General features: G+C 69.1%; 23 protein-coding genes. 15 read left to right on the top strand and 8 right to left on the bottom strand.

All coding sequences use genetic code 11. The features are described from left to right. Nucleotides 1–86 precede the first annotated feature (86 nt). Nucleotides 87–899, top strand: coding sequence for an LppU/SCO3897 family protein (locus ABIB25_RS06480; RefSeq protein WP_354527613.1), 813 nt, complete (start codon nucleotides 87–89; stop codon nucleotides 897–899). Between the two features lie 58 nt (nucleotides 900–957). On the opposite strand, the gene ABIB25_RS06475 is transcribed toward ABIB25_RS06480, so the two are convergent. Both ABIB25_RS06475 and ABIB25_RS06470 read right to left on the bottom strand, forming a co-directional pair. Beyond that, nucleotides 958–2,343: a L,D-transpeptidase gene (locus ABIB25_RS06475; protein ID WP_354527612.1), complete on the bottom strand. Its 1,386-nt coding sequence runs from the start codon at nucleotides 2,341–2,343 to the stop codon at nucleotides 958–960. 222 nt (nucleotides 2,344–2,565) lie between these two features. Next, nucleotides 2,566–4,809 (bottom strand): helicase-associated domain-containing protein, encoded by a 2,244-nt coding sequence (locus ABIB25_RS06470; protein WP_354527611.1) that lies wholly within the window; start codon nucleotides 4,807–4,809, stop codon nucleotides 2,566–2,568. Nucleotides 4,810–4,920: 111 nt separating this feature from the next. Between ABIB25_RS06470 and ABIB25_RS06465 the strand changes: the two genes are divergently transcribed. From ABIB25_RS06465 to ABIB25_RS06440, 6 genes are all read left to right on the top strand, one after another. Continuing rightward, a complete protein-coding gene (locus tag ABIB25_RS06465; protein WP_502919757.1) occupies nucleotides 4,921–5,103 on the top strand; it encodes a hypothetical protein in 183 nt (60 codons plus the stop codon). Continuing rightward, entirely contained in the window at nucleotides 5,100–5,675 is a 576-nt protein-coding gene (locus tag ABIB25_RS06460; protein ID WP_354527966.1) for a nucleotidyltransferase family protein, read from the top strand. Before ABIB25_RS06465 ends, ABIB25_RS06460 begins: the two co-directional genes overlap by 4 nt. Before the next feature lie 244 nt (nucleotides 5,676–5,919). Further along, nucleotides 5,920–7,353 (top strand): NAD-dependent malic enzyme, encoded by a 1,434-nt coding sequence (locus ABIB25_RS06455; protein WP_354527610.1) that lies wholly within the window; start codon nucleotides 5,920–5,922, stop codon nucleotides 7,351–7,353. After that, the gene (moaC, locus tag ABIB25_RS06450) at nucleotides 7,350–7,916 is read left to right on the top strand and encodes a cyclic pyranopterin monophosphate synthase MoaC (RefSeq protein WP_354527609.1); all 567 of its coding nucleotides are present in this window, start codon (nucleotides 7,350–7,352) and stop codon (nucleotides 7,914–7,916) included. Before ABIB25_RS06455 ends, moaC begins: the two co-directional genes overlap by 4 nt. Before the next feature lie 4 nt (nucleotides 7,917–7,920). Beyond that, a complete protein-coding gene (locus ABIB25_RS06445; RefSeq protein ID WP_354527608.1) occupies nucleotides 7,921–8,406 on the top strand; it encodes a MogA/MoaB family molybdenum cofactor biosynthesis protein in 486 nt (161 codons plus the stop codon). Continuing rightward, entirely contained in the window at nucleotides 8,406–8,831 is a 426-nt protein-coding gene (locus ABIB25_RS06440; protein ID WP_354527607.1) for a molybdenum cofactor biosynthesis protein MoaE, read from the top strand. Before ABIB25_RS06445 ends, ABIB25_RS06440 begins: the two co-directional genes overlap by 1 nt. A 112-nt stretch (nucleotides 8,832–8,943) precedes the next feature. On the opposite strand, the gene ABIB25_RS06435 is transcribed toward ABIB25_RS06440, so the two are convergent. The 3 genes from ABIB25_RS06435 to moaA form a co-directional block, all read right to left on the bottom strand. Next, nucleotides 8,944–9,750 carry a hypothetical protein gene (locus tag ABIB25_RS06435; RefSeq protein WP_354527606.1) on the bottom strand — a complete coding sequence of 269 codons (807 nt, stop codon included), beginning with the start codon at nucleotides 9,748–9,750 and terminating at the stop codon, nucleotides 8,944–8,946. 196 nt (nucleotides 9,751–9,946) lie between these two features. Beyond that, entirely contained in the window at nucleotides 9,947–10,222 is a 276-nt protein-coding gene (locus ABIB25_RS06430; RefSeq protein ID WP_354527605.1) for a MoaD/ThiS family protein, read from the bottom strand. Then, nucleotides 10,215–11,312, bottom strand: coding sequence for a GTP 3',8-cyclase MoaA (gene moaA / locus ABIB25_RS06425; RefSeq protein ID WP_354527604.1), 1,098 nt, complete (start codon nucleotides 11,310–11,312; stop codon nucleotides 10,215–10,217). Before moaA ends, ABIB25_RS06430 begins: the two co-directional genes overlap by 8 nt. A gap of 61 nt (nucleotides 11,313–11,373) precedes the next feature. Here moaA and ABIB25_RS06420 point away from each other — a divergent pair, with 61 nt between their 5' ends. From ABIB25_RS06420 to ABIB25_RS06385, 8 genes are all read left to right on the top strand, one after another. Further along, complete coding sequence (locus ABIB25_RS06420) at nucleotides 11,374–12,285, top strand: AAA family ATPase (RefSeq protein WP_354527603.1); 912 nt, start codon at nucleotides 11,374–11,376, stop codon at nucleotides 12,283–12,285. A gap of 12 nt (nucleotides 12,286–12,297) precedes the next feature. Continuing rightward, complete coding sequence (locus tag ABIB25_RS06415) at nucleotides 12,298–13,446, top strand: vWA domain-containing protein (RefSeq protein ID WP_354527602.1); 1,149 nt, start codon at nucleotides 12,298–12,300, stop codon at nucleotides 13,444–13,446. Beyond that, complete coding sequence (locus ABIB25_RS06410; RefSeq protein ID WP_354527601.1) at nucleotides 13,439–14,569, top strand: XdhC family protein; 1,131 nt, start codon at nucleotides 13,439–13,441, stop codon at nucleotides 14,567–14,569. Before ABIB25_RS06415 ends, ABIB25_RS06410 begins: the two co-directional genes overlap by 8 nt. A gap of 178 nt (nucleotides 14,570–14,747) precedes the next feature. Continuing rightward, entirely contained in the window at nucleotides 14,748–16,235 is a 1,488-nt protein-coding gene (locus ABIB25_RS06405; protein WP_354527600.1) for a DUF2786 domain-containing protein, read from the top strand. A gap of 297 nt (nucleotides 16,236–16,532) precedes the next feature. Beyond that, on the top strand, nucleotides 16,533–17,054 hold the full coding sequence (locus tag ABIB25_RS06400; RefSeq protein ID WP_354527599.1) for a (2Fe-2S)-binding protein: 522 nt from the start codon (nucleotides 16,533–16,535) through the stop codon (nucleotides 17,052–17,054). Then, nucleotides 17,051–19,540, top strand: a complete 2,490-nt coding sequence (locus ABIB25_RS06395) for a xanthine dehydrogenase family protein molybdopterin-binding subunit (RefSeq protein ID WP_354527598.1) — start codon at nucleotides 17,051–17,053, stop codon at nucleotides 19,538–19,540. Before ABIB25_RS06400 ends, ABIB25_RS06395 begins: the two co-directional genes overlap by 4 nt. After that, nucleotides 19,537–20,388, top strand: a complete 852-nt coding sequence (locus ABIB25_RS06390; RefSeq protein ID WP_354527597.1) for an FAD binding domain-containing protein — start codon at nucleotides 19,537–19,539, stop codon at nucleotides 20,386–20,388. The genes ABIB25_RS06395 and ABIB25_RS06390 overlap by 4 nt, the downstream gene beginning before the upstream one ends. A 492-nt stretch (nucleotides 20,389–20,880) precedes the next feature. Then, nucleotides 20,881–21,975, top strand: a complete 1,095-nt coding sequence (locus ABIB25_RS06385; protein ID WP_354527596.1) for a 3-deoxy-7-phosphoheptulonate synthase — start codon at nucleotides 20,881–20,883, stop codon at nucleotides 21,973–21,975. A 98-nt stretch (nucleotides 21,976–22,073) separates the two neighbouring features. Here ABIB25_RS06385 and ABIB25_RS06380 read toward each other — a convergent pair whose 3' ends face one another. The 3 genes from ABIB25_RS06380 to ABIB25_RS06370 form a co-directional block, all read right to left on the bottom strand. Next, complete coding sequence (locus ABIB25_RS06380) at nucleotides 22,074–23,066, bottom strand: LLM class F420-dependent oxidoreductase (protein WP_354527965.1); 993 nt, start codon at nucleotides 23,064–23,066, stop codon at nucleotides 22,074–22,076. Nucleotides 23,067–23,165: 99 nt separating this feature from the next. Next, a complete protein-coding gene (locus tag ABIB25_RS06375) occupies nucleotides 23,166–23,378 on the bottom strand; it encodes a TOBE domain-containing protein (protein WP_354527595.1) in 213 nt (70 codons plus the stop codon). 100 nt (nucleotides 23,379–23,478) lie between these two features. Next, nucleotides 23,479–23,805, bottom strand: a complete 327-nt coding sequence (locus ABIB25_RS06370; RefSeq protein WP_354527964.1) for a DUF779 domain-containing protein — start codon at nucleotides 23,803–23,805, stop codon at nucleotides 23,479–23,481. Between the last annotated feature and the right edge of the window lie 18 nt (nucleotides 23,806–23,823).

The raw sequence follows: 23,823 nt of genomic DNA, 5'->3' as shown, positions 1-23,823 counted from the left end.
CTGCCGACCTGCAGAACCGCCCGACCGCGGGTGCCGGTGGGGTGACCGTGAACGGGCCGACCACGGGCACATGGCACGCTGGAGACATGTCTGCCCCTGACGAACCCGGTAGCTGGCGTGCCGTGGAGATCGGGCCGGGCGGCATTCCCGCCGAGCGGATCTCACCCCGGGGTCCCGGCGCACCGCCATCGGCGTCGGTGCCACCCCAGCCGTGGGATGCGGCAGCAGGCCGGCCCCGAGATGTGTCGGTCCCGCCCTGGGGCCCGGCGTCCGACCGGCTGTCGCACTCACCGAGAACCCCGCCGTGGGACCCGCCAAGGGCAGGCGAACAGCTGTGGCAGCAGTGGTCGCAGCCGCACGAGCCGGACCGGGCGCGACCGTGGTTCGTCAGGCCGTTGGTGCTCAGACTCGTCGGCGGTCTGGCGGCGGTCGCCCTGGTCATCGGACTCGCTGTGTGGGCCAAAGCCAATGGGCCGCTCAGCTCCGCCGGCAACGTGTCCCGGATCGCGGTCGGCGACTGCCTGGAGGCCAGCGGCCAGCGCATCACCGGGGAGGTTCCGTGCGGCGGTGGCGCCGCTGACTTCTCCGTCGTCGGACGCTATCCGGACACCTCCGACGCGTCCAACTGCAGCGCTACCCCGTCGGACGTGGCCGTCGTCGGATCCGGGCCGGCCGTGCTGTGCCTGGACTACATCGCCGTGGTCGGCGACTGCCTGCTGGCCGGCGACCGGGCAGCGGAGGTGGGCAAGGTGGACTGCTCCAGCGACCTGACCGGGGTCTATCGGGTAGAGGCGGTGCTGCACAACACGATCGACCCGACCGACTGCCCGAAGACCACCCGGCAGACGCTCGTCCACCGTTTCAACTCCGAGGTCCTGTGCCTCGGGCAGAGTTCCTGACCTGACCTGACCTGACGTCACAGCCAAGCCGGCCAGACCAGGCGGACCGTCGTAGCGATCAGCCCTCGTAGGCCTTGCTCAGCGCCGAAAGCGTCTGCCACTTGGCCCAGGGGATCGTCCAGTCGTAGACGTCGCCCTCGGACTGCGACGCCGCGATGGACGAGCCGGTGATCTCCACCGGATCGCCATACATGGTCTGGTCGTAGAACGCCTTCGCGTTCGTCATGGTCAGGTTCGCGCAGCCGTGCGTGACGTTCTCGTAGCCCTGGATGTCGGCGGTGCCGTCGTTGGCGTGGATGAACACGCCGCTGTTGGAGATCCGCACGGCGTAGTACGCCTTGAAGTTCGTGTAGTGGTAGGCCGGGTTCGACATCAGGTGCAGGTATTCCTTGCTCATCACGATGTAGGTGCCGCCGCGGGTGACCCGGCCCGGGTCGCTCTCCAGCCCGAACGAGGTCGGGAAGTCGAACAGCAGCTTGCCGTCGCGGTACACCTTCAGTCGGTGGGTGTTGATGTCGCCCTTGGTGATCTCAGCCCGCCCGATGGTGAAGCTCGACGTGAGATCTGCTTTGCCCCAAAGGTTGTCGCCGTAGCTGACACCGTAGAGGTTCGCCGTCACGGTGACCTTGGTGCCCGGCTTCCAGTACACCTTGGGCCGCCAGTCGAGGCCCCAGCCGTCATCGTGCTGGATCCAGGCGAAGGACCCCTCCGTCTTCGGAACGGTCGTGATGGTGATGGCCTTCTCGATGTTCTGCCGACCAATGGTGTCCTGGATGTCGGTGCCCAGGCTGATCAGGATCGGCGCGCCGATGCCGACGGTGTCACCGTCCCCTGGAGAGATGTTCGCCAGGATGACGTCGTCCGGGCTGATCGTGCTGTAGCTGCCGTCGATCTTGACGGCCTTGCCGTTGGCGCCAACGGCCTCGCCTGCCAGCTGGTAGGTGGCGTCGTACCCGAGCGGCTCGCCGAGCGTCCAGCTCTTCCGGTCGGCGCTCAGGCTGCCCTTGACCTTCTCGCCGGCGGCGTTCGTCAGCGTCAGGTCCGCCAGGGTGCCGTGCGAGACGCGGACGGTGATCGGGGTCCGAGGGGAGAGGCCGGAGCTGCCCAATCCTGGACTGGCCGCGTAGGTCGCGGCCGGGATGACGACCTTCGTCGGGGTCGGCGTCGGCTTCGGGCTGGTGGTGAGGTCGGTCAGGGACGTGGGCGTGGTCACGGTCGCCCCGGTCACCGGCGCCGCGGAGGTCTGGCCCGCCGATACCGGCGCGGAGCTCACCGGCGGGACGGTCACCACCGGCGAACTCGCTACCGATGTGGTCACGGCCGCAGGTGTCGTGGTGCCGGCCACCGCACCCGAGCCGGCGCTGGAGGCCTTGCTGGTGCAGGAGGCGAGCAGGGTCGCGGCCAGCACGGCACCCACGGCCAGCTTGAGAGGGGATCCGCGCATGATGAGAACCGTTCTGCCGCAGGGGCTGTGCTGGTGAGGACGTGATCGATCGCCGACTATCCGGTCATGGCGTTGCCGCCCCTTCCGGCCGAACCTCGATTGCTGTCAAGCGTAGACGGCTGGGGTCACGGTCAGGTTGCCTTTTGCCGAAGGTTGATTGCCGTGTCTTTACGCAGCGCCACGTCGACGTGTCCGCCTCGTCGCCGCAGGTGACGGCGGCGGTCAGGCGCGGTCGCCGGGCTGTTCGCCCGCCGGGACGGACTGCACCCCGGTGATCCGGTGCAGGGCGAAGGTCCGCATCTGGTCGCGCAGCCGGTCGAACGCGGCGACGGCTCCACCCGAGACGGCGACCGGCTCGATCATCCGGCGGGTGGTGCCACCTTCGGAGTCGACGTACCCGATCCAGACGGCGCCGCGCCTCTCCGCTGCCTGGCGGAGCACGGCGAGGGTCTCGGCCGGACTCTGCCCGCTCTGCCGGTCGTCGATCTCCACGTCGGCGCTGCGCATCCTCTCGACCAGCGCGATCAACTGGTCGTCGGACGGCACCGGCGGTTCGCGGCGACGGGCCGGCGTCAGCACGACGCCGCCGGTTCGTTGTGGCGCAGCGCGCAGGTCGATGACGGCGCCCGAGGCGTTCTCCGCAGCGGGGACGAGACCGGCGGATCGCAACGGCTCCAGGAGATCCTCGAGCCGGCTGGTCGAGATCGCGACGGTCGGGGCCAGTCGGCGGACGGTCATCCCGGACGCGGTGGCCTGTGCGATGGCCTGGTCGATCAGGGCAGGGTCCTCGCTCCGGAGGTAGGCCGCCGCCGAGCCGACGCGCAGGACGCCGTGCCGGCGGGCGACGTCATCGATGAGGTAGGTCAGGGCCTGCGGCACGCCGGTGATGGAGTGCTTCTCGAACAGGGCGTGCAACTCGGCCGTCGACGCACCGCCGTCGTAGGCGCGGCGCAGGCTGTCCGGCGTCACCCGGTACACCGTGGCGCTACCGGACGACTCCACCTCGGCGGCAGCGGCGAGCCGGGCGGCCAGGTCCGGGAGCAGGCGTCCGGGCGCAACCACCGTCAGGTCCGCCTGCACCATGACGGTGTCGACCGGTTCCGGGAGGGCGGCGCGCAGGGCCTCTGCTGCCGCCTCCTGATCCTGCTGGAGCAGGGCGCGCCCGGCACCGGCGAGGGCGCCGAAGGCCACCACCCCTAGCGCAGTCGCCTCAGCGATGACGTTGGTGGCCATGGGATCCCGGCGCTCCGGGGTGCGCAACGGTGCCGACCAGGACAGGAGGGCAGACAGGCCGTCCGCGTCGAGCCCGGTGCCAGGGGGCAGGCCCGCCAGGGCGCTCAGCACGAAGCGTCGATCGGCCGGCCCGCGCACCCAGGACAACTCGGCCGACAAGGCGGCCAGCACCTTGCCGGCCGAGTCCCGCTGACCGGTGCGCGTCGGGTCGCGACGCAGCTCCAGCCAGGTGGCGGCCAGCTGGGCCCACGCCTGTTCGTCGTCGGAGTCGGCGAAGTCGTCCGCCGCCCTGGTCGGGGTCCAGGCGTTGACTGCCGTCTTGGCCCGCGGCTCACTGGTGGCGATGAGCCCGGCGGCGGCCAGCAGCTCGAGATGCAGCGCAGTCAGGCCCGGGTCGAGGTCGAGATCCTTGGACAGGCGCCGCATCTCGCGGACGCCCATGCCGCCGGACTTCAACACCGGCGCAGGCATCCGGCCGAGCAGTTCCAGCATCCGGTTCGCCGTCGCGACGGTGGCGATCGCCTGTCCGGCAGCGGTGCCGTCGACGGTGGCGCTGCCCTTGTCGACGGTGGCGACGCGCGGGGTCTGCCAGTGCACCGGACCGAGCGGTTCGTCGCCGCGCAGCGCCAGCCCGACCTCGCGGGGGAGTACAACGGTGCCGGCGTCCAGTCGGATCAGCAGGCCGGCGTCGACGAGGGTCCGGACCAGCGCGACCAGCGGTCCGCTCGTGCCGACGGAGCCGCGGGGCCGGCCCTGGGCCAGGCGGGACAGCAGATCCCGGCCATCGTCGGAAGCCGCGGCCAGAGCCTTGGTCAGCCGATCGCCGGAGAGTGGGCCGCTGGGTCCGAACCCGCCGGGGAACTCGCCCATCGCGGACGGCACAGCCGGGGAGGGCCGCACCTCGTCGCCACCGCGAATCAGGGCAAGCGTCTCCAGTTCCCCGAAGATCCTCCTGACCTGGGTGATCGGCGCCGGTTTGCCGAGAAACTCCTTCACCTGGGCGGGAGAGGCGGTCGCCTTGGTCCCGGCGAGCAGGACAACGGACTCCAGCACCTGCACGGAGAAGCGGTTCAGCGACTCCAGCGCCCGCCAGACGGACGGCGGACTGTCCAGCCGTCGGGCCAGCACCGACAGGTCCGTTGGGGCGGGAACGGTCAGGTCGGGTCTCGCGCGCACGAGGGCGACGAGGGCTGCGTCGTCACGGCTGCGCAGCCATTCCAGAGTGGAGGGCATCAGGTCAACGGTACTTGGGCGCAGCGCGGTGTTCTCCCCGGTGACGGGCAGTAGGCTGGGACCAGTAGGAACTACTCGAGGGCTGGATGAACTCGACCACCAGGAGGACCGATGGCCGGCAAGAAGAAGATGCGTGTTGACCCCACCTGGCCTGCCGTCGAGGAGGGCGGCCACGCGGTGAACGAGCTCAATGCCGACCGTCAGGGCGCGCTGTCCCCGTTCGGCGAGCTCGAGTTCCCGATCCCCGGCGACCAGCTGCCCTACATCCACCCCACCACCGTCATCAACCGCTGACCGCACCCCGCGTCGCTGGGCTGCTGCTCGCGGCCGGTTCCGGTCGGCGGTTCGGCAGTCCGAAGGCACTGGTCGACACCGGCAGCGGTCCCTGGGTGCTGACCACCCTGGCCGCGATGGCCGGCTGTGACGAGATCGTGGTCGTGGTGGGCGCGGAGGCCGAGCGAGTTCTGCCTCTGCTGCCATCGGGCATGCGCTCCGTCGTGAACCCCGACCACCCGTCCGGGATGGGGTCGAGTCTGGCCGCCGGGCTGCGGGCCGTGTTCGATACCACCTCCGACGTCGCACTGGTGATGCTCGTCGATCTGCCGGATGTCACCACTGCCGTGCTCGACCGCCTGACGGAGCTGGCCAGAGGCTCTGAGCATGCTCCGCAACTGCTGGCCAGGGCGGCGTACGACGGCCGTCCCGGCCATCCGGTGTTGATCGGGCGGGACCATTTCACGGCTGTCATCTCCGATTGCGTCGGCGACGCCGGGGGCCGTCACTACCTCCGGGCTCAACCGGTGCAGCTCGTGGAGTGCGGAGACGTCGGCGGTGGCCGGGACGTGGACTCACCCGACCAGTTGTGACGTGGTGCTCAGTTGTGACGTGGTGCTCCTGCCGGCGCCGGAGCCGGCCGCGTGTCGGGTCCTCCCGCCCGGCCTTCCGTCGAACCGCAGGCTTGAACCGGGCTACCCTCAGACTGCTCGTCGGCGCCGGTGCCGCACCACGATTCCGTGCGCCGCGCCCGCCCCGGGCACTGACATCGAAGAAGAACAGCGCACCGAACACCGCACAGCGCAGTTGAGAACAGTTCACGGAAGGTTTCAAGCAATGGCCATCCCCGGGCCCGGGTACTCGATCACCATGCGCGTGGCGGCCCCGCCGTCGGCCTCTGCCGCCGGCGACCTGACGAGCGCAGTCGGCCGCGCAGGCGGGGTCATCACCGGCTTCGACGTCGTCGAGTCGACCGCCGAACTGATGGTGGTCGACCTGTCCGCAAATGCGTTGTCGGCCGACCACGCCGAGGCCATGACGGAAGCGGTCAACTCGCTGCCCGGCGTCTCGGTCCGCAAGGTGTCGGACCGGACTTTCCTGGTGCACCTCGGCGGCAAGATCGAGGTCACCTCCAAGGTTCCGCTCCGCAATCGCGACGACCTCTCCCGTGCGTACACGCCGGGTGTGGCCCGGGTCTGCATGGCGATCGCCAAGAACCCGGACGACGCCCGCCGCCTGACGATCAAGCGCAATACCGTTGCCGTCGTCACCGATGGCACGGCGGTGCTGGGGCTGGGGAACATCGGTCCGGCGGCCGCGCTGCCGGTGATGGAGGGCAAGGCGGCCCTGTTCAAGAAGTTCGCCGGCGTCGACGCCTGGCCGGTCTGCATCGACTCCACGGACACCGAGGAGATCATCCGCACGGTGCAGCTCATCGCGCCGGTCTACGGCGGGATCAACCTCGAGGACATCGCAGCACCACGGTGTTTCGAGATCGAGCGCCGGCTGCGGGAACTGCTGGACATCCCGGTGTTCCACGACGACCAGCACGGCACGGCGATCGTCGTGATCGCCGCGCTGCGCAATGCACTGCGCGTCGTCGGCAAGAACATCCGCGACTGCAAGGTCGTCATCTCCGGTGTCGGAGCGGCCGGCAACGCGATCATCCGCTTACTGCTGCACCAGGTTCCGGCCGACATCATCGCCGTCGACATCAAGGGCATCGTGTACTCCGGTCGCGAGGGCATGGACCCCAACCTGGCCGAGGTGGCCGGCAGGACCAACAAGGACGTGCAGGTCGGGTCGATCCACGACGCCATCGTCGGCGCCGACGTCTTCATCGGGGTGTCGGCACCGAACATCATCACCGGCGCGGACGTCCAGCGCATGAACGACAAGGCAATCGTCTTCGCGCTGGCCAACCCGGATCCGGAGATCGACCCGTTGGAGGCGCAGCAGCACGCCGCCGTCGTCGCCACCGGCCGCTCGGACTTCCCGAACCAGATCAACAACGTGCTGGCCTTCCCCGGTGTCTTCCGAGGTCTGCTCGACGCCCAGGCCAGGATCATCACCGACGAGATGCTCACCGCCGCCGCGCTCGCCATCGCCGACGTAGTGGCCCCCGATCAGCTCAACGCCTCGTACATCGTGCCCAGCGTGTTCGACGAGAAGGTCGCCAAGGCGGTGGCCCGCGCGGTGGTCGCGGTCGCCCGCGACGGCGAGCGAATGGCCGGTGGCGCCAAGGAATCGGCCGCCACCTCCGGCGCATGAGCGAGCCAAGTCTCGAGGGAGCGGTCGCGCAGCGAGGAACGAGCGTGGAGCGGAGCGGCGGCAGCGATGAGCGCTTGCGCGAAGAGCCATCAGCACTGTCGCATACGGACGAGCACGGGCGCGCCAGGATGGTCGACGTCGCCGACAAGGGGCCGACCGCGCGGTCGGCGATCGCCACCGGTTGGGTGCGTACCACCGCCCAGGTCATCGACCTGCTGCGCCGTGACGACCTGCCCAAGGGCGACGCGCTGGCCACGGCCCGCATCGCCGGGATCATGGCCGCGAAGAAGACGCCGGAGCTCGTCCCGCTCTGCCACCCGATCGCTCTTTCGGGTGTGGTGATCGACCTGGTGCTCACCGAGACCGCGGTCGGCATCACCGCCACCGTCCGGACGACGGATCGGACCGGTGTGGAGATGGAAGCTCTCACCGCGGTCGCCGTCGCGGGCCTGACCCTGCACGACATGATCAAAGCGGTCGACCCGGCGGCGGTGCTCGACGCTGTTCAGGTCGAACGCAAAGACGGCGGGAAAACGGGAACCTGGCTCCGGCCGGAAAAGTGAGCACATGAAGAGATCTGCAGTCGTCATCATCGCCTCGACCAGGGCGGCTACCGGCGTCTACCAGGACCGCACCGGTCCGGTGATCGCACAATGGTTGGCCGACAAGGGGTTCGCCGTCGAAGGCCCGATCGTCGTCGCCGACGGTCCGCAGGTGGAGGCAGAACTGCGCAAGGCGGTCGGCGCCGATCTGGTGCTGACGTCCGGCGGCACCGGACTATCCCCGTCCGACCGCACACCACAGGCGACGGCCGCCGTCATCGACTACGAGGTGCCGGGACTGGCTGATGCGATCCGGCGGGCCGGCGGGGACGCGGTTCCGACCGCGATGCTCAGCCGGGGGATCGTCGGCGTCGCCACGCGGACCCTCATCGTCAACCTGCCGGGATCCACCGGTGGCGTCAAGGATGGGCTGGGCGTGCTGTACCGGGTCATGGCCCATGCGCTGGAACAGATCTCGGGCGGAGATCACCGGCCGGGAGGCGGCGTCTGATGGTCGGGACGGTCGCCATCGCCGGGGTCACCCTGGAGGTCCTGGACATCGCTGCGCACCACGCTGCGGTCCAGGCGGCGCAGGCCGGTGCCACGGTGAACTTCGCCGGGGTGGTCCGTGACCACGACGATGGAAGGTCGGTGGCCGAGCTGGAATACCAGGTGCACCCGACCGCGGGCACGATCGTCGCCGAGGTGGCGGCCGAGATCGCAGCCAGGGAAGGCATTGTCGCGGTCGCGGTGACCCATCGGTACGGGCTGCTGGCCATCGGCGACGTCGCGCTGGCCGCGGCCGTGTCCGCCGCTCACCGCGGTGAGGCGTTCACGGCCTGTTCCGATCTGGTGGACGAAGTGAAACGACGACTGCCGGTCTGGAAGCGGCAGGTCTTCGCCGACGGCGCCGACGAGTGGGTCGGGTCGGCCTGAAGGTGGTTCGGCGGAGGTCTGACGGTGGTGGGGCGGTGGCCTGACGGAGATCGGAAGGACGATGAAGGGCCGTGACCTGGATGGTCACGGCCCTTCATCGCAGAGGTGAGGACTACAGAGCCGGTCCCGGCACCTTGAACGGCAGTTTGCCGCCCTTGGACTGCACGGACAGCGCCGTGAAGTAGGCCAGCGCGAGAGTCGTGACGACAGCGAACCAGACGCCGAATCCGGGTCCGGCCGAAACGCCGCCCAGATCGGAGCTGTAGTAGGAGCCACCGTAGGAGAACGTGAGGATCAGCACGATGACCATGAGGACGAATGACCCGAGCGCGCCGTAGAAGAGGAATTCCGGCTTGATCGGGCCAGGCTTGATGATGCCGAACAGGGTCAGGGCGTAGACGACACCCACGGCCAGCGCAAGCAGCACAGGTAGCCACCACCAGCTGGTCCACCCGCTGAGTCCGCTGCTGGATGCGTAGGCGGAGAGCTGCCCGCTGAACGAGACGGACCAGAAGTTGAAGAAGCTGGCGATGAGCGTCAGGAACGCAGCGCCGATGACTCCCCAGCCGATGACCGTGACCTTCGAGATGTCGACCGACGGCATGCCGCCGCCGGCCGGGGCGGGCGGGCCGCCGTAGGCCGGAGCCGGCGGCTGGTAACCGGCAGCCGGCGGCGGGTATCCGCCGGGCGGTGGCGCATATCCGCCGGCGGGCGGCGGGGCGTAACCCGGCGCCGGGGGAGGTTGGTAGCCACCCGGTGCGGGCGTCGGGGTGTAGGCGGGCGGGGGCTGGTAGCCGGGGGCCGGCGGGGGCTGGTAGCCGGGGGCCGGCGGGGGCTGGTAGCCGGGGGCCGGCGGCGGATAACCGCCAGGTTGGTTCGAGTCCGGAGGCGGGTACCCTCCGGCGGGGGGCTGGGACACAGGAACCTCCAGTTGGCGCGGGCACCGGGTGTACCCACTATGACGGGCAGCAAACGCGTCGAGCGAACGTTAGCGTCCCCGTGCCCGCCACAGGAAGTAGACACGCGAATCGCCTCGGTCGTCTCGCACGGATTGCCGCACGCTGGCAGGAGTCGAACTGCGCCAGCCTGATACCGAAGTCACCCGAAAGGATGCATCAGCCTCCGGCGAACGGCGGAAGCACGTCCAGGACGTCACCGTCGGTGACAGCCGTTTCGTGGCCGTGGATGGCTGTTTCGTCCAACAGGTACGAGCATCGGCGCAGCACCTGGGCAAGTCCTGCACCGTGGATCGACACGGTCGCCTCCAGCACGTCACCTACTGTGGCCGGCGCGGACACCAGGATCCGCTCCTCGTCCAGTCCGGCCGCAGCCCTGGCGGCGGCGAAGAATCGAACGGTGACGGCAGCCTGCGGCGGCGCCGGATCATCCACCGATCGCACTCATCGGCCGATCTGGTTGCAGGAAACTTGGATCGTTGATGCCGTGGCCAGGCAGTTTGCGCCACATGGCCATGCGCCACACGTCTGCGATCTCGTCGTCGGTGCCGCCGCCACGGAGCATTCCGCGTAGATCGGTCTCGCCGCGGGCGAACAGGCAGTTCCGGATCTGACCGTCGGCGGTCAGCCGGGTGCGGTCGCAGTCGCCGCAGAACGGTCGGGTCACCGAGGCGATGATGCCGACCGTGGCCGGCCCGCCGTCCACGGTGAACAGTTCGGCGGGCGCCCCGGCCCTGGCCAGGGGGTGTGGCGTGAGAGTGAATCTCGCCGAGAGCGCCGCCTGGATCTCGTCGGCGGTCACCATCGCGGTCCGGTTCCACTCGTGGCCGGCGTCCAGCGGCATCTGCTCGATGAACCTGAGGTGGTACCCGCGGGCGATGGAGAAGTCGAGCAGATCGGCTGCCTCGTGGTCGTTGATCCCGCGCAGCAGCACGGTGTTGATCTTGACCGGGGCAAGACCGGCGGCCACTGCACCCTCCAGTGCGGCGACCACGTCGGCATGACGATCACGACGGGTCAGCGTCTTGAAGGTGTCCCGCTGAAGCGTGTCCATCGAGATGTTGACCCGGTCGAGCCCGGCGGCGGCGAAGGCGGCCGCGCGGCGGGCGAAGCCGATGCCGTTGGTCGTCAGCGACATCTCCGGACGTTGCGGGAGTCTTCCGACGGACTGCACGAGTCCCAGGATGCCCTTGCGCAGCAGCGGTTCTCCGCCGGTGAAACGGATCTCGGTGACCCCGAGCCGGCCGACCGCGATGCCGATCAGGCGCAGTAGTTCGGCGTCGGTCAGCAGCTCCTGGCCGGGGAGCCAGTCGAGTCCCTCGGCCGGCATGCAGTAGGTGCACCGCAGGTTGCACTTGTCGGTCAGCGAGACGCGAAGGTCGATCGCCTGACGTCCGTGGCTGTCGATCAGGCCTGGTCGATCCGGACGCGAGGAGTGGGGCAGGCCGTCCCGCTGGTCGGCGGCCGACCCGCCGCGGCCACCCCGCACCCCGAACAGCGGGATGCCGAGGGCGGTGGTCGTCATGAAGCAAGAGTAACCGGCTCGCCGTCGGGCCTCGAAGTTCAGATGGTTCATAGTGGATCCCATGACGGCATTTCCCGACCCGGCCAGGACCGTATTCCCTGATCCGCAGAGTGTGGCGGTCGCTCTGGAGAAGGCCGGTTACCTACCGGATACCGGAATTGCCACCGCAGCGTTTCTTGCCGACGCGCTGCGTCGCCCGCTGCTGCTGGAAGGTGAGGCGGGTGTGGGCAAGACGGCCCTTGCCTCCGCGCTCGCGCAGGCCCGCGGCACGGAGCTGATCCGCCTGCAGTGCTACGAGGGAATCGATGCGGCCCAGGCACTGTACGACTGGGACTTTCCCCGGCAGGTCCTGCACCTGCGGGCGGCCGAGGTCGGTGCGTCGGTGAATGCCGAGTTCGACCTCGAACGTGTCGAGAACGAGCTCTACAGCGAACGTTTCCTGGTGGCCCGGCCCATTCTGAGAGCGCTGCGCAGCCCGGGGTCGGTATTGCTGATCGACGAGATCGATCGGGCCGACGACGAATTCGAGGCATTCCTGCTCGAGTCTCTTTCCGATTTCGCGGTGACGATCCCCGAATTGGGCCGCATTCGCGCTACCGACCCCCCCTTGGTGATCTTGACGTCGAATCGGACCCGGGATGTGCATGACGCCCTCAAGCGTCGCTGCCTCTACCACTGGGTCGAGCACCCGTCGCTGGACCGCGAGGTGGCGATCCTGCGTCGCCGACTTCCGGAGGTGACGGCTGCGCTGGCCGCCCAGGTGGCGTCGGCGGTGGCCAGGCTGCGGGAGGCCGATCTGCTCAAGCCTCCCGGGGTGGCCGAGTCGATCGACTGGGCGATGGCCCTGCAGGCCCTCGGCTGCCGGCAGCTCGATCCGCAGTCGGCCGCCATGACGCTCGGCGCCGTCCTCAAGTACCGCGAGGACATGGACCGGGTCGTGGCCGGCGGGCTGTCCGAACTGCTGGCCCGCTGACCGGGCCGGGCGATGACGTCCGCTGTGTACCCGGGGGTTCCGGGCTGGGTCGAGGGCCGGGACGGCACCATCGTCCTGACGGCCTTCACTCGCACGTTGGCCGCCGCCGGGGTGTCGGTCGGGCCGGAACGGGCGGCGGGCTTCCTGTCCGCGGTGGCCTCGCTGTCGGTCGGTCGGGCGGGCGACGTCTACTGGGCGGGACGCCTCTCGCTCGTTTCCTCGCAGGAGGACATCGCCGTCTACAACAGCGTTTTCGACGCCTACTTCACCACCCGCACAGCGCCGGTCGGCCCCCGGTTGCCGCGTCCGGCGCCCACCTCTGCGCTGGCGCCGATGCTGCGCGAGGAGGGTGACGACGGCGACGAGGAGGGCGATGCCCCGCCGCCGATGAGGGCCAATGCGGCTGCCACAGAAGTGTTGCGGCACAGGGATTTCGGCGGCTTGTCGGCTCAGGAACGAGGCGAGTTGGCCGAGATGCTGGCACTCCTGCGGCCGGGCCTCCCGCAGCGTCCGTCCCGCCGGTTGCGGCCGGCCAGGCGAGGGCCCGTGGACGTCCGGCGGACCGTGAGGGCGATGCTGACCTCCGGCGGAGAGCCGGGGCTGCTGCAACGACACCGCAAGGGCCTCGCGCCGCGACGACTGGTGCTGCTGGTCGACGTGTCGGGATCGATGGCGCCCTACGCCGACGCGCTTCTGCGGTTCGCCCACGTGCTGGTGCGCCGGCAGCCGGGCGCGACGGAAGTGTTCACGATCGGCACCCGGCTGTCCCGGATCACCAGGGCCCTGAGGTCGGCCGACCCGGACGCGGCGCTGCGTGCCGCCGCCGACGTCATCCCCGATTTCTCCGGGGGCACCAGGCTCGGTGAGGTGCTCCGCGCCTTCACCGACCGGTGGGGGCAGCGTGGAACCGCGCGGGGCGCGGTGGTGGTGCTGTTCTCCGACGGGTGGGAGCGGGGCGGCGCCGATCTGCTCGCCGAGCAGGTCCGGCGCCTCCGCCGGCTGAGTCGCCTGCTGGTCTGGGTCAACCCCCACAAGGGCAAGGACGGCTATCTTCCGGTGCAGACTGGCATCGTGGCAGTGCTGCCCCACGTCGACTCGTTTCTCGCGGGACATTCCCTGGCCACCCTGGAAGAGCTGCTGGAGGTGCTGCGAGATGCGTGACGTGATCACCGATCTGATGCGGTGGTGGGACGCGGGCGAGCCGGTCGGCGTCGGGACCGTCGTCGGCACCTACCGGTCGGCGCCGCGCCCTGCGGGTGCGTCGATGCTCGTCGGACCGGATGGCACGGCCGTCGGATCGGTGTCGGGAGGGTGCGTCGAAGGGGCCGTCTACGAGCTGGGCACGGCCGTCCGGGACGGTGCCGAGCCGGTGTTGCAGCGGTACGGCGTCTCCGATGACGACGCGTTCGCAGTCGGCCTGACCTGCGGCGGGATCATCGACATCTTCACCGAGCAGGTCTCGCGCACGTCGTTCCCCGAGTTCGGCGCGCTGGCCGAGGCGATCGAGCAGGACGTCCCGGTCGCGCTGGCCACCGTCATCGAGGGCTCGGCCGACCAGCTCGGCCGCCACCTGGTGATCTGGCCGGACCGCCGGTCGGGGAGTCTGGGGTCGCTCCGCACCGACGATGCCGTCACCGACGACGCCCGTGGTCTGCTGGCTTCCGGCCGGACGACGATCCTGACGTACGGGCCCGACGGCGAGCGGCTCGGCGAGGGTCTGCGGATCTTCGTCTCCAGCTTCGCCCCGGCCCCGCGCATGCTGGTGTTCGGCGCGATCGACTTCGCCGCCGCGGTGGCCAGGGTCGGCAGCTTCCTCGGCTACCGGGTCACCGTTTGCGACGCCCGCGAAGTGTTCGCGACCGTGCGGAGGTTCCCCGATGCCGACGAGGTCGTCGTCGACTGGCCGCACCGGTACCTGGCCTCGCAGGTCGGCACCCTTGACCACCGCACGGTGATCTGCGTGCTGACCCACGACCCGAAATTCGACATCCCGGTGCTGGCCGCGGCTCTCACCCTGCCTGTTGCGTACGTCGGTGCGATGGGTTCGCGCCGGACGCACCAGGACCGGCTCGACCAACTGGCTGCCGCGGGTGTCACGCCGGAGCAGCTGGCGCGGCTGTCGTCGCCGATCGGTCTCGACCTGGGGGCCAGGACGCCCGAGGAGACCGCGGTGTCGATCGCGGCGGAGATCATCGCCCGCCGCTGGGACGGTGGGGGACGTCCGCTGTCCGGCCTGCACGGAGCGATCCACCGCGAGCCGATCGCGACTGCTGTGGCGGGCTGACGCTCGCTGCGTGGTAGATCGGTCTGGGCTGTACCGGCCGTCTGGGCAACGGCCCCGGCCGTCTCGGCAAGGTCGGCATGGTCCTGGCAACGGCTGCGGGCGTTGCGAGGTAGACAGAAGCCTTGCCAGGTCGGTCGGTCTGGGGTCCCTGTCGGTCCTGTGCCTCACACTGACGGACATGGGGAAGAACAATCAGCAACGCCGGGCCGCCAAGCGCAAGGCGCGGGCGGCACAGGTCGGCCCGCCGTTCGGCGCACGTGGGCGGCAGGCGACTCGGCCGACCGAGTCCACTGCGCCTATTGCGCCTACCGCGCCTACTGCGGGTCAGAATGCCGACGCCGATTTCCTGGCCGCCGGCTTCGCGGGTCGGGCGGGCGTGGGGGCAGCAGCGCCCGGTGCCGAGCCGGATCCGTTGGTCCGCGCGGTCGAGCTGATGCGGGCCGCAGTCACGGTGATCGACGATCCGAGGGCGCTGGACGATGCGGTGCGCGACCTGGTGGTCTTCTCCGGGACGGGGGCCGCCGCGGACACCCACGTCGCTGAGCTGGCGGTGGGCCGGGCGGTGCTCATGCAGGTGGGCAAAGCCTACGAGCACGGCTGGCAGCCGCTGGATCTCGTTCACGTGCTGCGCCGGCTGGCGGGTGCCAGGGCGGCCAGGGTCGTCGCGGAGGCGGTGGAACGCCAAGCGGGCGACACCGGAGCCGCCCTGCGTGCCCCGGAGGACTGGTTGTCGCAGGTGGAGGAGGTGGCCGGCCACCGGTTGCCGGGTGTCATCGCCACGGCGATCCCCTGGAATGTCCTGCAAGCAAAAAGCCTTGCGGGGCAGAGCATCTGGGACGCCTGGCACGACGTATTGATCGTCCTCGCCCGCCTGCTCGAAGTCGCGCCCATGTCCCGGTTGGGCCCGCCCCCCTCCGCCTGGCCGTCCCGTCGCGTCACGCGGACGGGGCCCCGCCCGGAGTCGGGGCACGATCCGCGGAAGCTGACCACCATCAGGGCGCTGCTGGCCAAGGCGGAGGCCACCGAGTTCGCGGCGGAGGCCGATGCCTTCACCGAGAAGGCCCAGGACCTAATGACCAGGTACTCGATCGACGAGGCTCTCCTGGCCGACGCCGGTGACGAGTTCGAAATTCGTTCCAGACGTGTCCATGTGGACAATCCGTACGCTCAGACGAAGGCCCAGTTGCTGGCCACCGTCGGCAAGGTCAACCGGGTCAAGGCCATCTGGGACGACCGGTACGGCATCGCCACGATCGTCGGCCTTCCCGTCGATCTGGACCTGGCGGAGATGCTGTTCACCTCGCTGCTGGTCCAGGCCACCCGGGCGATGACCGAGGCCGGCGCCGCGTCGACGGGTGGACACCGGCTCGACCGGGCCCCGTCCTTCCGGCGGGCCTTCCTGCTGTCCTATGCGAACCGCATCGGCGAACGTCTCTCGGTGGCCGAAGAGCATGCGCAGCAGGAGGAGTCGGTATCCCGCGGCCAGGACCTGCTCCCCGTGCTCGTCCGGAAGTCCGCGGCGGTGGAAACGGAGTTCGCCCGGCTGTTTCCGAGCACCACCGCCGCCCGGGCCACCAGGGTCGACTCCCGTGGATGGCAGGCCGGACGGGCGGCAGCCGATCGGGCGGTGCTGGCCAAAGGCGAGGTCGGCGAACGGTCGGCCTGAGCGGTGCGTCGACGGGGTGGTGCTGATCATGACGTGGCTGTGGAAGTCATCTCGTAAGTACGGGAGAATGTCCGCAGATGCGGTAGTTCCAGAATACTCCAGCCGCTGGTGCGGACCGTCGGAACTACTAGTTGCGAGGAGTCGATCTTGCGGGCATCGTCGTGATCACGGTCACGTTTGGTGCTGCAGAAGCCGCCGCCTCGTCAGTACCCACTCCGACCGGGATCACCGCAGCTTCCCACCCGCCCACCCGCTCGAGCACATGTCTCACCCACCCGCAAAGAAGAGGGAATGCCCATGACGGCCCTGTCGGTCAAGGTCGACGGAGTGAAGTACTCCGACGACGTCGAGCCCCGGATGCTGCTGGTCCAGTATCTCCGCGAAAAACTGGGAAAGGTGGGAACCGTCATCGGTTGCGATACCAGCAACTGTGGTGCCTGCACCGTGCACCTGGATGGGAAGAGCGTGAAGTCCTGCTCCGTCCTGGCCGTCCAGGCCGACGGTGGCGAGGTCACCACCGTGGAAGGGTTGGCCAAGGGGAATGAACTGCACCCGGTGCAGAAGGCGTTCCACCAGTGCCACGCCCTGCAGTGCGGCTACTGCACCCCAGGGATGATCATGCAGTCGATCTCCCTGCTGTCGGAGAACGCGAACCCGACCGAGCACGAGATCCGGGAAGGCCTGGAGGGCAACCTCTGTCGCTGTACCGGCTACCAGAACATCGTGGCGGCCGTGCAGTCAGCCGCCGGCGAGATGTCGGGCAAGTCGCTGGCCAGTGCCGGTGCCGCCCCGACCGACGAGACGGGAACCCTGCGATGACAGCCACTCTCGACACCGCGGCCGACGCCCCGGTGATGGAGGTCGGCAAGGAGCGTCGTCGTAAGGAGGACGCCCACCTGATCACCGGTCGTACCCGCTGGACCGACAACATCGTGCTCAACGGCATGGTGCATCTGGCGCTGCTGCGCTCGCCCTACGCGCACGCGAAGATCTCTTCCATCTCGGTGGCCGGTGCTCTCGACTCCCCCGGAGTGGTGGGCGCCTGGACCGGGGCCGACTTCCCGGAGCAGGGTGGACTGCCCTGCGCGTGGCCGATCACCCCGGACATGAAATCCCCGGTGCGGCTGCCCGTTGCGGTCGAGGCCGTCAAGTTCGCCGGCGAGATCGTGGCGGTGGTGGCGGCTCGGACCAAGGCGGAGGCCGTCGACGCCCTCGAAGCCATCGAGATCGACTACGAGCCGCTCGAGGTCGTGCTCGACATGCAGGCGGCGCTCGCCGAGGGCTCCACGCTGGTCCATCCCGAGCTGGGTACCAACCAGAACGCCGTCTGGGCCTTCGATTCCGCCGGTGCGGGTACCGGCGGCGACGTGGTCAAGGCCCTCGCAGACGCTGAGGCCGACCCCGACCAGGTCGTCGTCGAGCGGGTCTTCCGCCAGCAGCGTCTGATCCCGGCCTTCATGGAGCCGCGGTCGACGGTCGTCGACCCGACCTCCGAGCAGATCACCATGTGGTCCGCCACCCAGATCCCGCACGTGCTCAGGGTTCTCATCGCGCTGTCCCAGGGCATCCCGGAGCACAAGCTCCGCGTCATCGCGCCCGACGTCGGAGGTGGTTTCGGCGGCAAGCTGCAGGTGACGCCCGAGGAGATCATCACGCTGATGGTCGCCCGGAAGATGAACAAGCCGGTGAAGTTCACCGAGACCAGATCCGAGTCGCTGCTGTCGGCGCACCACGGGCGCGACCAGATCCAGCGGCTCAAGATCTCGGCTCGGAAAGACGGCACCATCACCGGTTTCGACGTCGACCTGCTGGCTGACATGGGTGCCTACCTCGGCACGGTCGGCCCCGGGGTGCCGATCCTCGGTGCGTTCATGTTCAACGCCATCTACAAGATTCCCGCGTACCGGTTCACCTGCACGAACGTCTTCACCAACAAGACCCTGACGGACGCCTACCGGGGTGCCGGCCGTCCGGAGGCGACGTTCGGCGTCGAGCGGATGATGGACGAGCTGGCGGTCGAACTCGGCATGGAACCGATGGAGCTGCGGAAGAAGAACTGGATCACCCACGAGGAGTTCCCGTTCACCACCATCTCGGGCCTGACGTACGACTCGGGCAATTACGAGGCGGCCACCGCCCAGGCGATGGAGCTGTTCGACTACGACGGAATGCGGGCAGAGCAGTTGCGGCGCAGGGAGTCCGGTGACCCGGTCCAGCTCGGCATCGGCATCTCCACCTTCACCGAGATGTGCGGTCTGGCACCGTCACGGCTGCTCGGCTCGCTGGCCTACGCGGCCGGTGGCTGGGAGTCCGCGTCGATCCGGATGCTGCCCACCGGTGGCGTCGAGGTGATCACCGGCGCGACCGCGCACGGACAGGGTCACGAGACGGCCTGGTCCCAGATCGTCGCCGACCAGCTCGGTGTGCCCTTCGAGAACGTCGAGGTGATCCACGGGGATACCCAGTCCTCACCACGAGGCATGGACACCTACGGGTCCCGTTCGCTGGTGGTCGGCGGAGCAGCCATCGTGATGGCCTCCCAGAAGGTGATCGCCAAGGCCAAGATCATCGCGGCTCACCTGATGGAGGCGTCGGAGGATGACATCGAGTTCGCGTCCGGCAAGTTCTCCGTGAAGGGCACCGACACGTCGATGGGCATCGGCGAGATCGCCTGGGCGGCCTTCGCCGCGCACAACCTGCCCGACGGGGTGGAGGCGAATCTGGACTCCGAGGCCACCTTCGACCCGGAGAACTTCTCCTACCCGCACGGCACCCACCTGTGTGCGATGGAGGTCGACACCGAGACGGGCAAGGTCGAGATCCGCTCCTACGTCTGCGTCGACGACATCGGCGTGGTCGTGAACCCGTTGATCGCCGACGGCCAGATGCACGGCGGTCTGGCGCAGGGCATCGCGCAGGCGCTGTTCGAGGAGGCCCAGTACTCCGAGGACGGACAGCTGACCTCCGGCACGTTCGTCGACTACCTGCTGCCGAGTGCCGCCGATCTGCCGTCGTTCACCTTGGGTCGCACCGTTACCCCGGCCACGACGAACCCGTTGGGCGCCAAGGGGGTCGGCGAGGCCGGCACCATCGCCTCGACCCCGGCCGTGGTCAACGCCGTGATCGACGCCGTCCGTCACCTGGGGGTGAAGGACGTCGAGATGCCGTGCTCCCCCCAGCGCGTCTGGCGTGCCATCCAGGATGCCAGGGCCGGTGCTTCGACGGCCCCGGATGCGGCGCCCGTTGTGGCCGGCCCGGCCGAAGGTGTGCTGTCCACCGGCGTTGCTCTTGGAGGCTCGGAATGATCCCGTCTTCGTTCGACTACGTCGCGCCCGATTCGATCGAGTCCGCCCTGGCGGCGCTCGCCGAAGCCGGCGACGAGGGCAAGATTCTGGCTGGCGGGCAATCGCTGGTTCCGGTGCTGCGTCTACGGCTCGCGGCCCCGGGGATGATCGTCGACCTGCGCAAGATCTCCGAGCTGACCGGGGTCCGGCTGGACGGCGACAGCGTGGTGATCGGCGCCATGACGACGCACCACGACGTCGTCAACGACCCGATCATCGGCAAGCACATCGCATTGCTGTCGAAGACCTCGGCCACTGTCGCGGATCCGCAGGTACGGCACCGCGGGACCCTCGGCGGGGCATTGGTGCACGCCGATCCCGCCGGTGATCTCGGGGCAGTGGCGGTTGCCCTCGACGCGGTATTCGAGATCGCCGGCCCTGACGGACGTAGATCGGTGGGTGCGGCGGACTTCTTCGAGGACTACTTCACCACCGCAGTCGCCGAGAACGAGTTGCTCGTGTCCATCAGGTTCCCCTCCTACGCAGGGTGGGGTGCGCACTACGAGAAGTTCACCAGGGTCGCCCAGTCCTGGTCGATCGTCTCGGTGGCCGCCGCGATTCAGGTGACAGACGGAACGGTCAGCGCCGCGAGGGTCGGTCTCACGAACATGGGGCCGGTGCCGATCCGCGCCTCCTCCGTCGAGGCTGCCCTGATCGGTGGTCCGGCAACGGCCGAGGCGATCAAGGCCGCCGCGGCCGCGGCTGCCGACGGCACCTCGCCCGTCGACGACACCTCCGCCGCCGCTGACTACCGGGAGCACCTGGCCCGCGTCCTCACCGAGCGCGCGGTGCTCGCAGCCGTCGGCTGACCCCGCCCAGCCGGCTTGGCGCCGCCGGCTCGCCGGGCGGCGCATCCGGCTGGTTGGGCGGCGCTGGCCCGGTTGGGCGGCGCTGGCCCGGTTGGGCGGCGCTGGGCCGGTTGGGCGCATACGGAAATGCCCGGCGCAGACAGAAGTGCCCGTTTTCGCTCCCGACGGACCGAAAACGGGCACTTCTGTATGTGCGGCCGGTATCGGCTGGCGGACTTTGTGCGGCTGATATCTGCTGGCGGACTGTGTGCGGGCGCGGCCCAGCGGGCATTACCGCCGGTGCCGGACGGTGGTGTCCGGTCTATCCGAAATCCCGATGTACTGTTACCGCATGACACGTCGCTGGTATGCGTATTTTGAGTTGGCTCTGGAGGAGACAACCGCTTAACGCGACCGCGATAACTCCAGAGCCACAAGGCAGGGACACGATGTCCCTGCCTTTCGTCGTTTCCAAGACGGGCTGGCCTGGACATCCCGTCATGATCAAGAGGGATGAACATGTCACCACAAACGTCGGACCTGCGGATCAGCAGTTTCGAACCGCTGCTGTCGCCGTCGGTGCTGCGCGAGATGCTGCCGCTGTCGGCCGCGGGTGAGAACAGCGTCGCGGCGAGCCGACGTGAGATCGAAGCGGTGCTGAACGGCGAAGACGATCGCCTGATGGTCGTCGTCGGGCCGTGCTCCGTGCACGACCCGGTGGCCGCCTTGGAATACGCCGGCCGTCTCGCGCCCCTGGCCCGCGAGCACACGGATGATCTGCTGATCGTCATGCGGGTCTACTTCGAGAAGCCCCGCTCGACCGGCGGCTGGAAGGGCCTGATCAACGACCCGCACCTGGACGGCACCCATGACGTCGCAGAGGGTCTGCGGATGGCCCGCGCGTTGCTGCTGGGCATCGTCGAACTGGGACTTCCGGTGGGCTGCGAGTTCCTCGAGCCGACCAGCCCGCACTACATCGCCGACGCCATCAGCTGGGGCGCAATCGGAGCCCGCACCACCGAGAGCCAGATCCACCGTCAGCTGGCGTCAGGCATGTCGATGCCCATCGGTTTCAAGAACGCGACGGACGGTGACGTGCAGGTGGCAGTGGACGGCGCCATGGTCGCAGGCCAGTCCCAGGTGTTCTTCGGGATCGATGACGAGGGCAGCGCCTGCGTGGTCTCGACGTTCGGCAACGAGTACGGCCACGTCATCCTCCGCGGCGGAAAGACCGGACCGAACTACACGAGCTCCGACATTGCCGCCGCCGTTGCGCTGCTCGAGAAAGCCGGCCGGCCGTGCCGTGTCGTCGTCGACGCCAGCCATGCCAACAGCGGCAAGGATCACGTCCGTCAGGTTGCGGTCGCCGGCGAGCTTGCCGCCCAGGTCGCGGACGGGGATCCGATCTCCGGCATCATGCTGGAGAGTTTCCTGCAGCCCGGTCGCCAGAATCTGACCGACGCCGGCCCGCCTGGCCTCGTTTTCGGCCAGAGCGTCACCGACGCCTGCATGGGCTGGGACGAGACCGCGGCTGTACTCGGCGATCTCGCCCAGGCTGCCCGTACCCGCGCCACGGTCAAGTCAGGTCCGGCCCTGGCTGCCTGCTGACCTCGGGCCGGCCGCGGTGGGGGGTCTACAACCCGAGCCGCGCCGCAGCCGGACGTCCGTCGCGCGGCCCCGGCCGAACGCCGCTACAGCTACGGCGGCTAGGACGCCAGCAGCGCGGGGATGACCTCTTTCTCGAAGAGTTCCTGGCCGGAGGAGTCGTAGGCGAGTTCCGGGAAATTGACGATCGCGTACGTCATGCCCAGCTTCTTCATCGCCTGCAGGTTCTCAACGATCTGCTCGGGGGTGCCGACGCAGGCGCCGGTGGAGTTCTGCGCGACGGCGGCCGCGGCTCGTTCGGCGCCGATCTGCTTGGTGTAGTGATCGAGGCTCCAGGCCCGACGATCTGCCACCTCGGCCTCGGTGGATCCGATCGCCACGTTGTAGTTGGCGGACCGGGTGATGGCGCCGAAGTCCGTCCCGACGTCGGTGCAATGCCCCTCCAGCAACGCTGACTTCGCCGCGAAACCCTCTGGGGTGCCGTCGAAGTTGGTGTACTGCGCGTACTTCGCGGCGATCCGCAGAGTGACCTTCTCGCCGCCACCCGCGATCCACATCGGGATGCCACCGGCCTGCAGCGGCTGGGGTCGGACGATGGCGCCGTCGACGGTGAAGTATTTGCCCGCGAACGTAGCGGTCCCGGTGGTCCAGGCCTGCTGCATGATCTGGACGCCCTCGTCCAGTGCGCGGAGGCGATCACCGGCGGAAGGGAACCCGTACCCGTAGGCCCGCCACTCGTGCTCGTACCAGCCCGCGCCGATCCCCATCTCGGTACGGCCGCCGGAGATGATGTCGACGGTCGCTGCCACCTTCGCCAGGTACGCCGGGTTGCGGTAGGCCATGCAGGTACACATCTGCCCGAGTCGGACCCGGGAGGTGGAGGCCGCGAAAGCGGCCATCAGCGTCCACGCCTCGTGAGTGGCCTGGTCCGTCGGGACCGGGACGGTGTGGAAGTGGTCGTACACCCAGATGGACTCCCAGGGCCCGGCGTCGGCGCGCTGCGCCAGCCGGGACATCGTCGCCCACTGATCTGCCGGCTCGATGCCCACCAGATCCAGGCGCCAGCCCTGCGGGATGAACGTGCCGAATTTCATTGCTGCTTCGGTTGAGGTCATGTCGAACAATTTACCCAGCCGAACGGACTCCAACCGGACGGGCCTCGATCGACCGGTCCGGCGGGGCCACAAAAAGCTCTACTCGACGCCGAGCATGACCTCGGTCGACTTGACCAGCACGGTCGCGGCGACGCCGGCCGCCAGGCCCAGCTCCTCGACGGCTTCCGTGGTGATGGACGCCGTGACGATCTGCTCGCCGCCGTCCAGCTTGACCTTGACCGACGCCATGACGGCACCCAGCTTGACCTCGGTGACGGTCCCGGACAGCTGGTTGCGGGTGGACAGACGCATGATTTCCTCCTGGTTGATGTTGTTGTCCCAGAAGGTAAACGACAGCGTCGACGACCGTGAAATGGCTCCGCAACTGCGCGTGGAACAGCAGCTGGCAGGCTCAGACGAGACCGAAGTGCCTGGCCTCATCGTCCGTCATGAGCCTCGACCGGATCATGAAGCGAACGCCCTCGGGCGCCTCGACGGAGAAGCCGCTGCCCCGGCCGGGGACGACATCGACGGTCAGATAGGTGTGCTTCCAGTACTCGTACTGGGCGACCGACATCCAGAACGGGACCGGCCGTTCCAGGCCCGGCACCGGCAGGTCACCGAGGTGGATGTCGGCGTCGCCGGTCAGGAAGTCGCCGTCCGGGTAGCACATCGGCGAGGAGCCGTCGCAGCAGCCGCCCGACTGATGGAACATCAAGGGGCCGTGACGGTCTGTCATCTTGAGCAGCAGACGCGC

This window comes from Nakamurella sp. UYEF19 (assembly GCF_040546275.1).
In the GTDB taxonomy this organism is placed as follows: Bacteria; Actinomycetota; Actinomycetes; order Mycobacteriales; family Nakamurellaceae; genus Nakamurella.
This window is presented reverse-complemented; position numbering and strand designations above follow the sequence as displayed.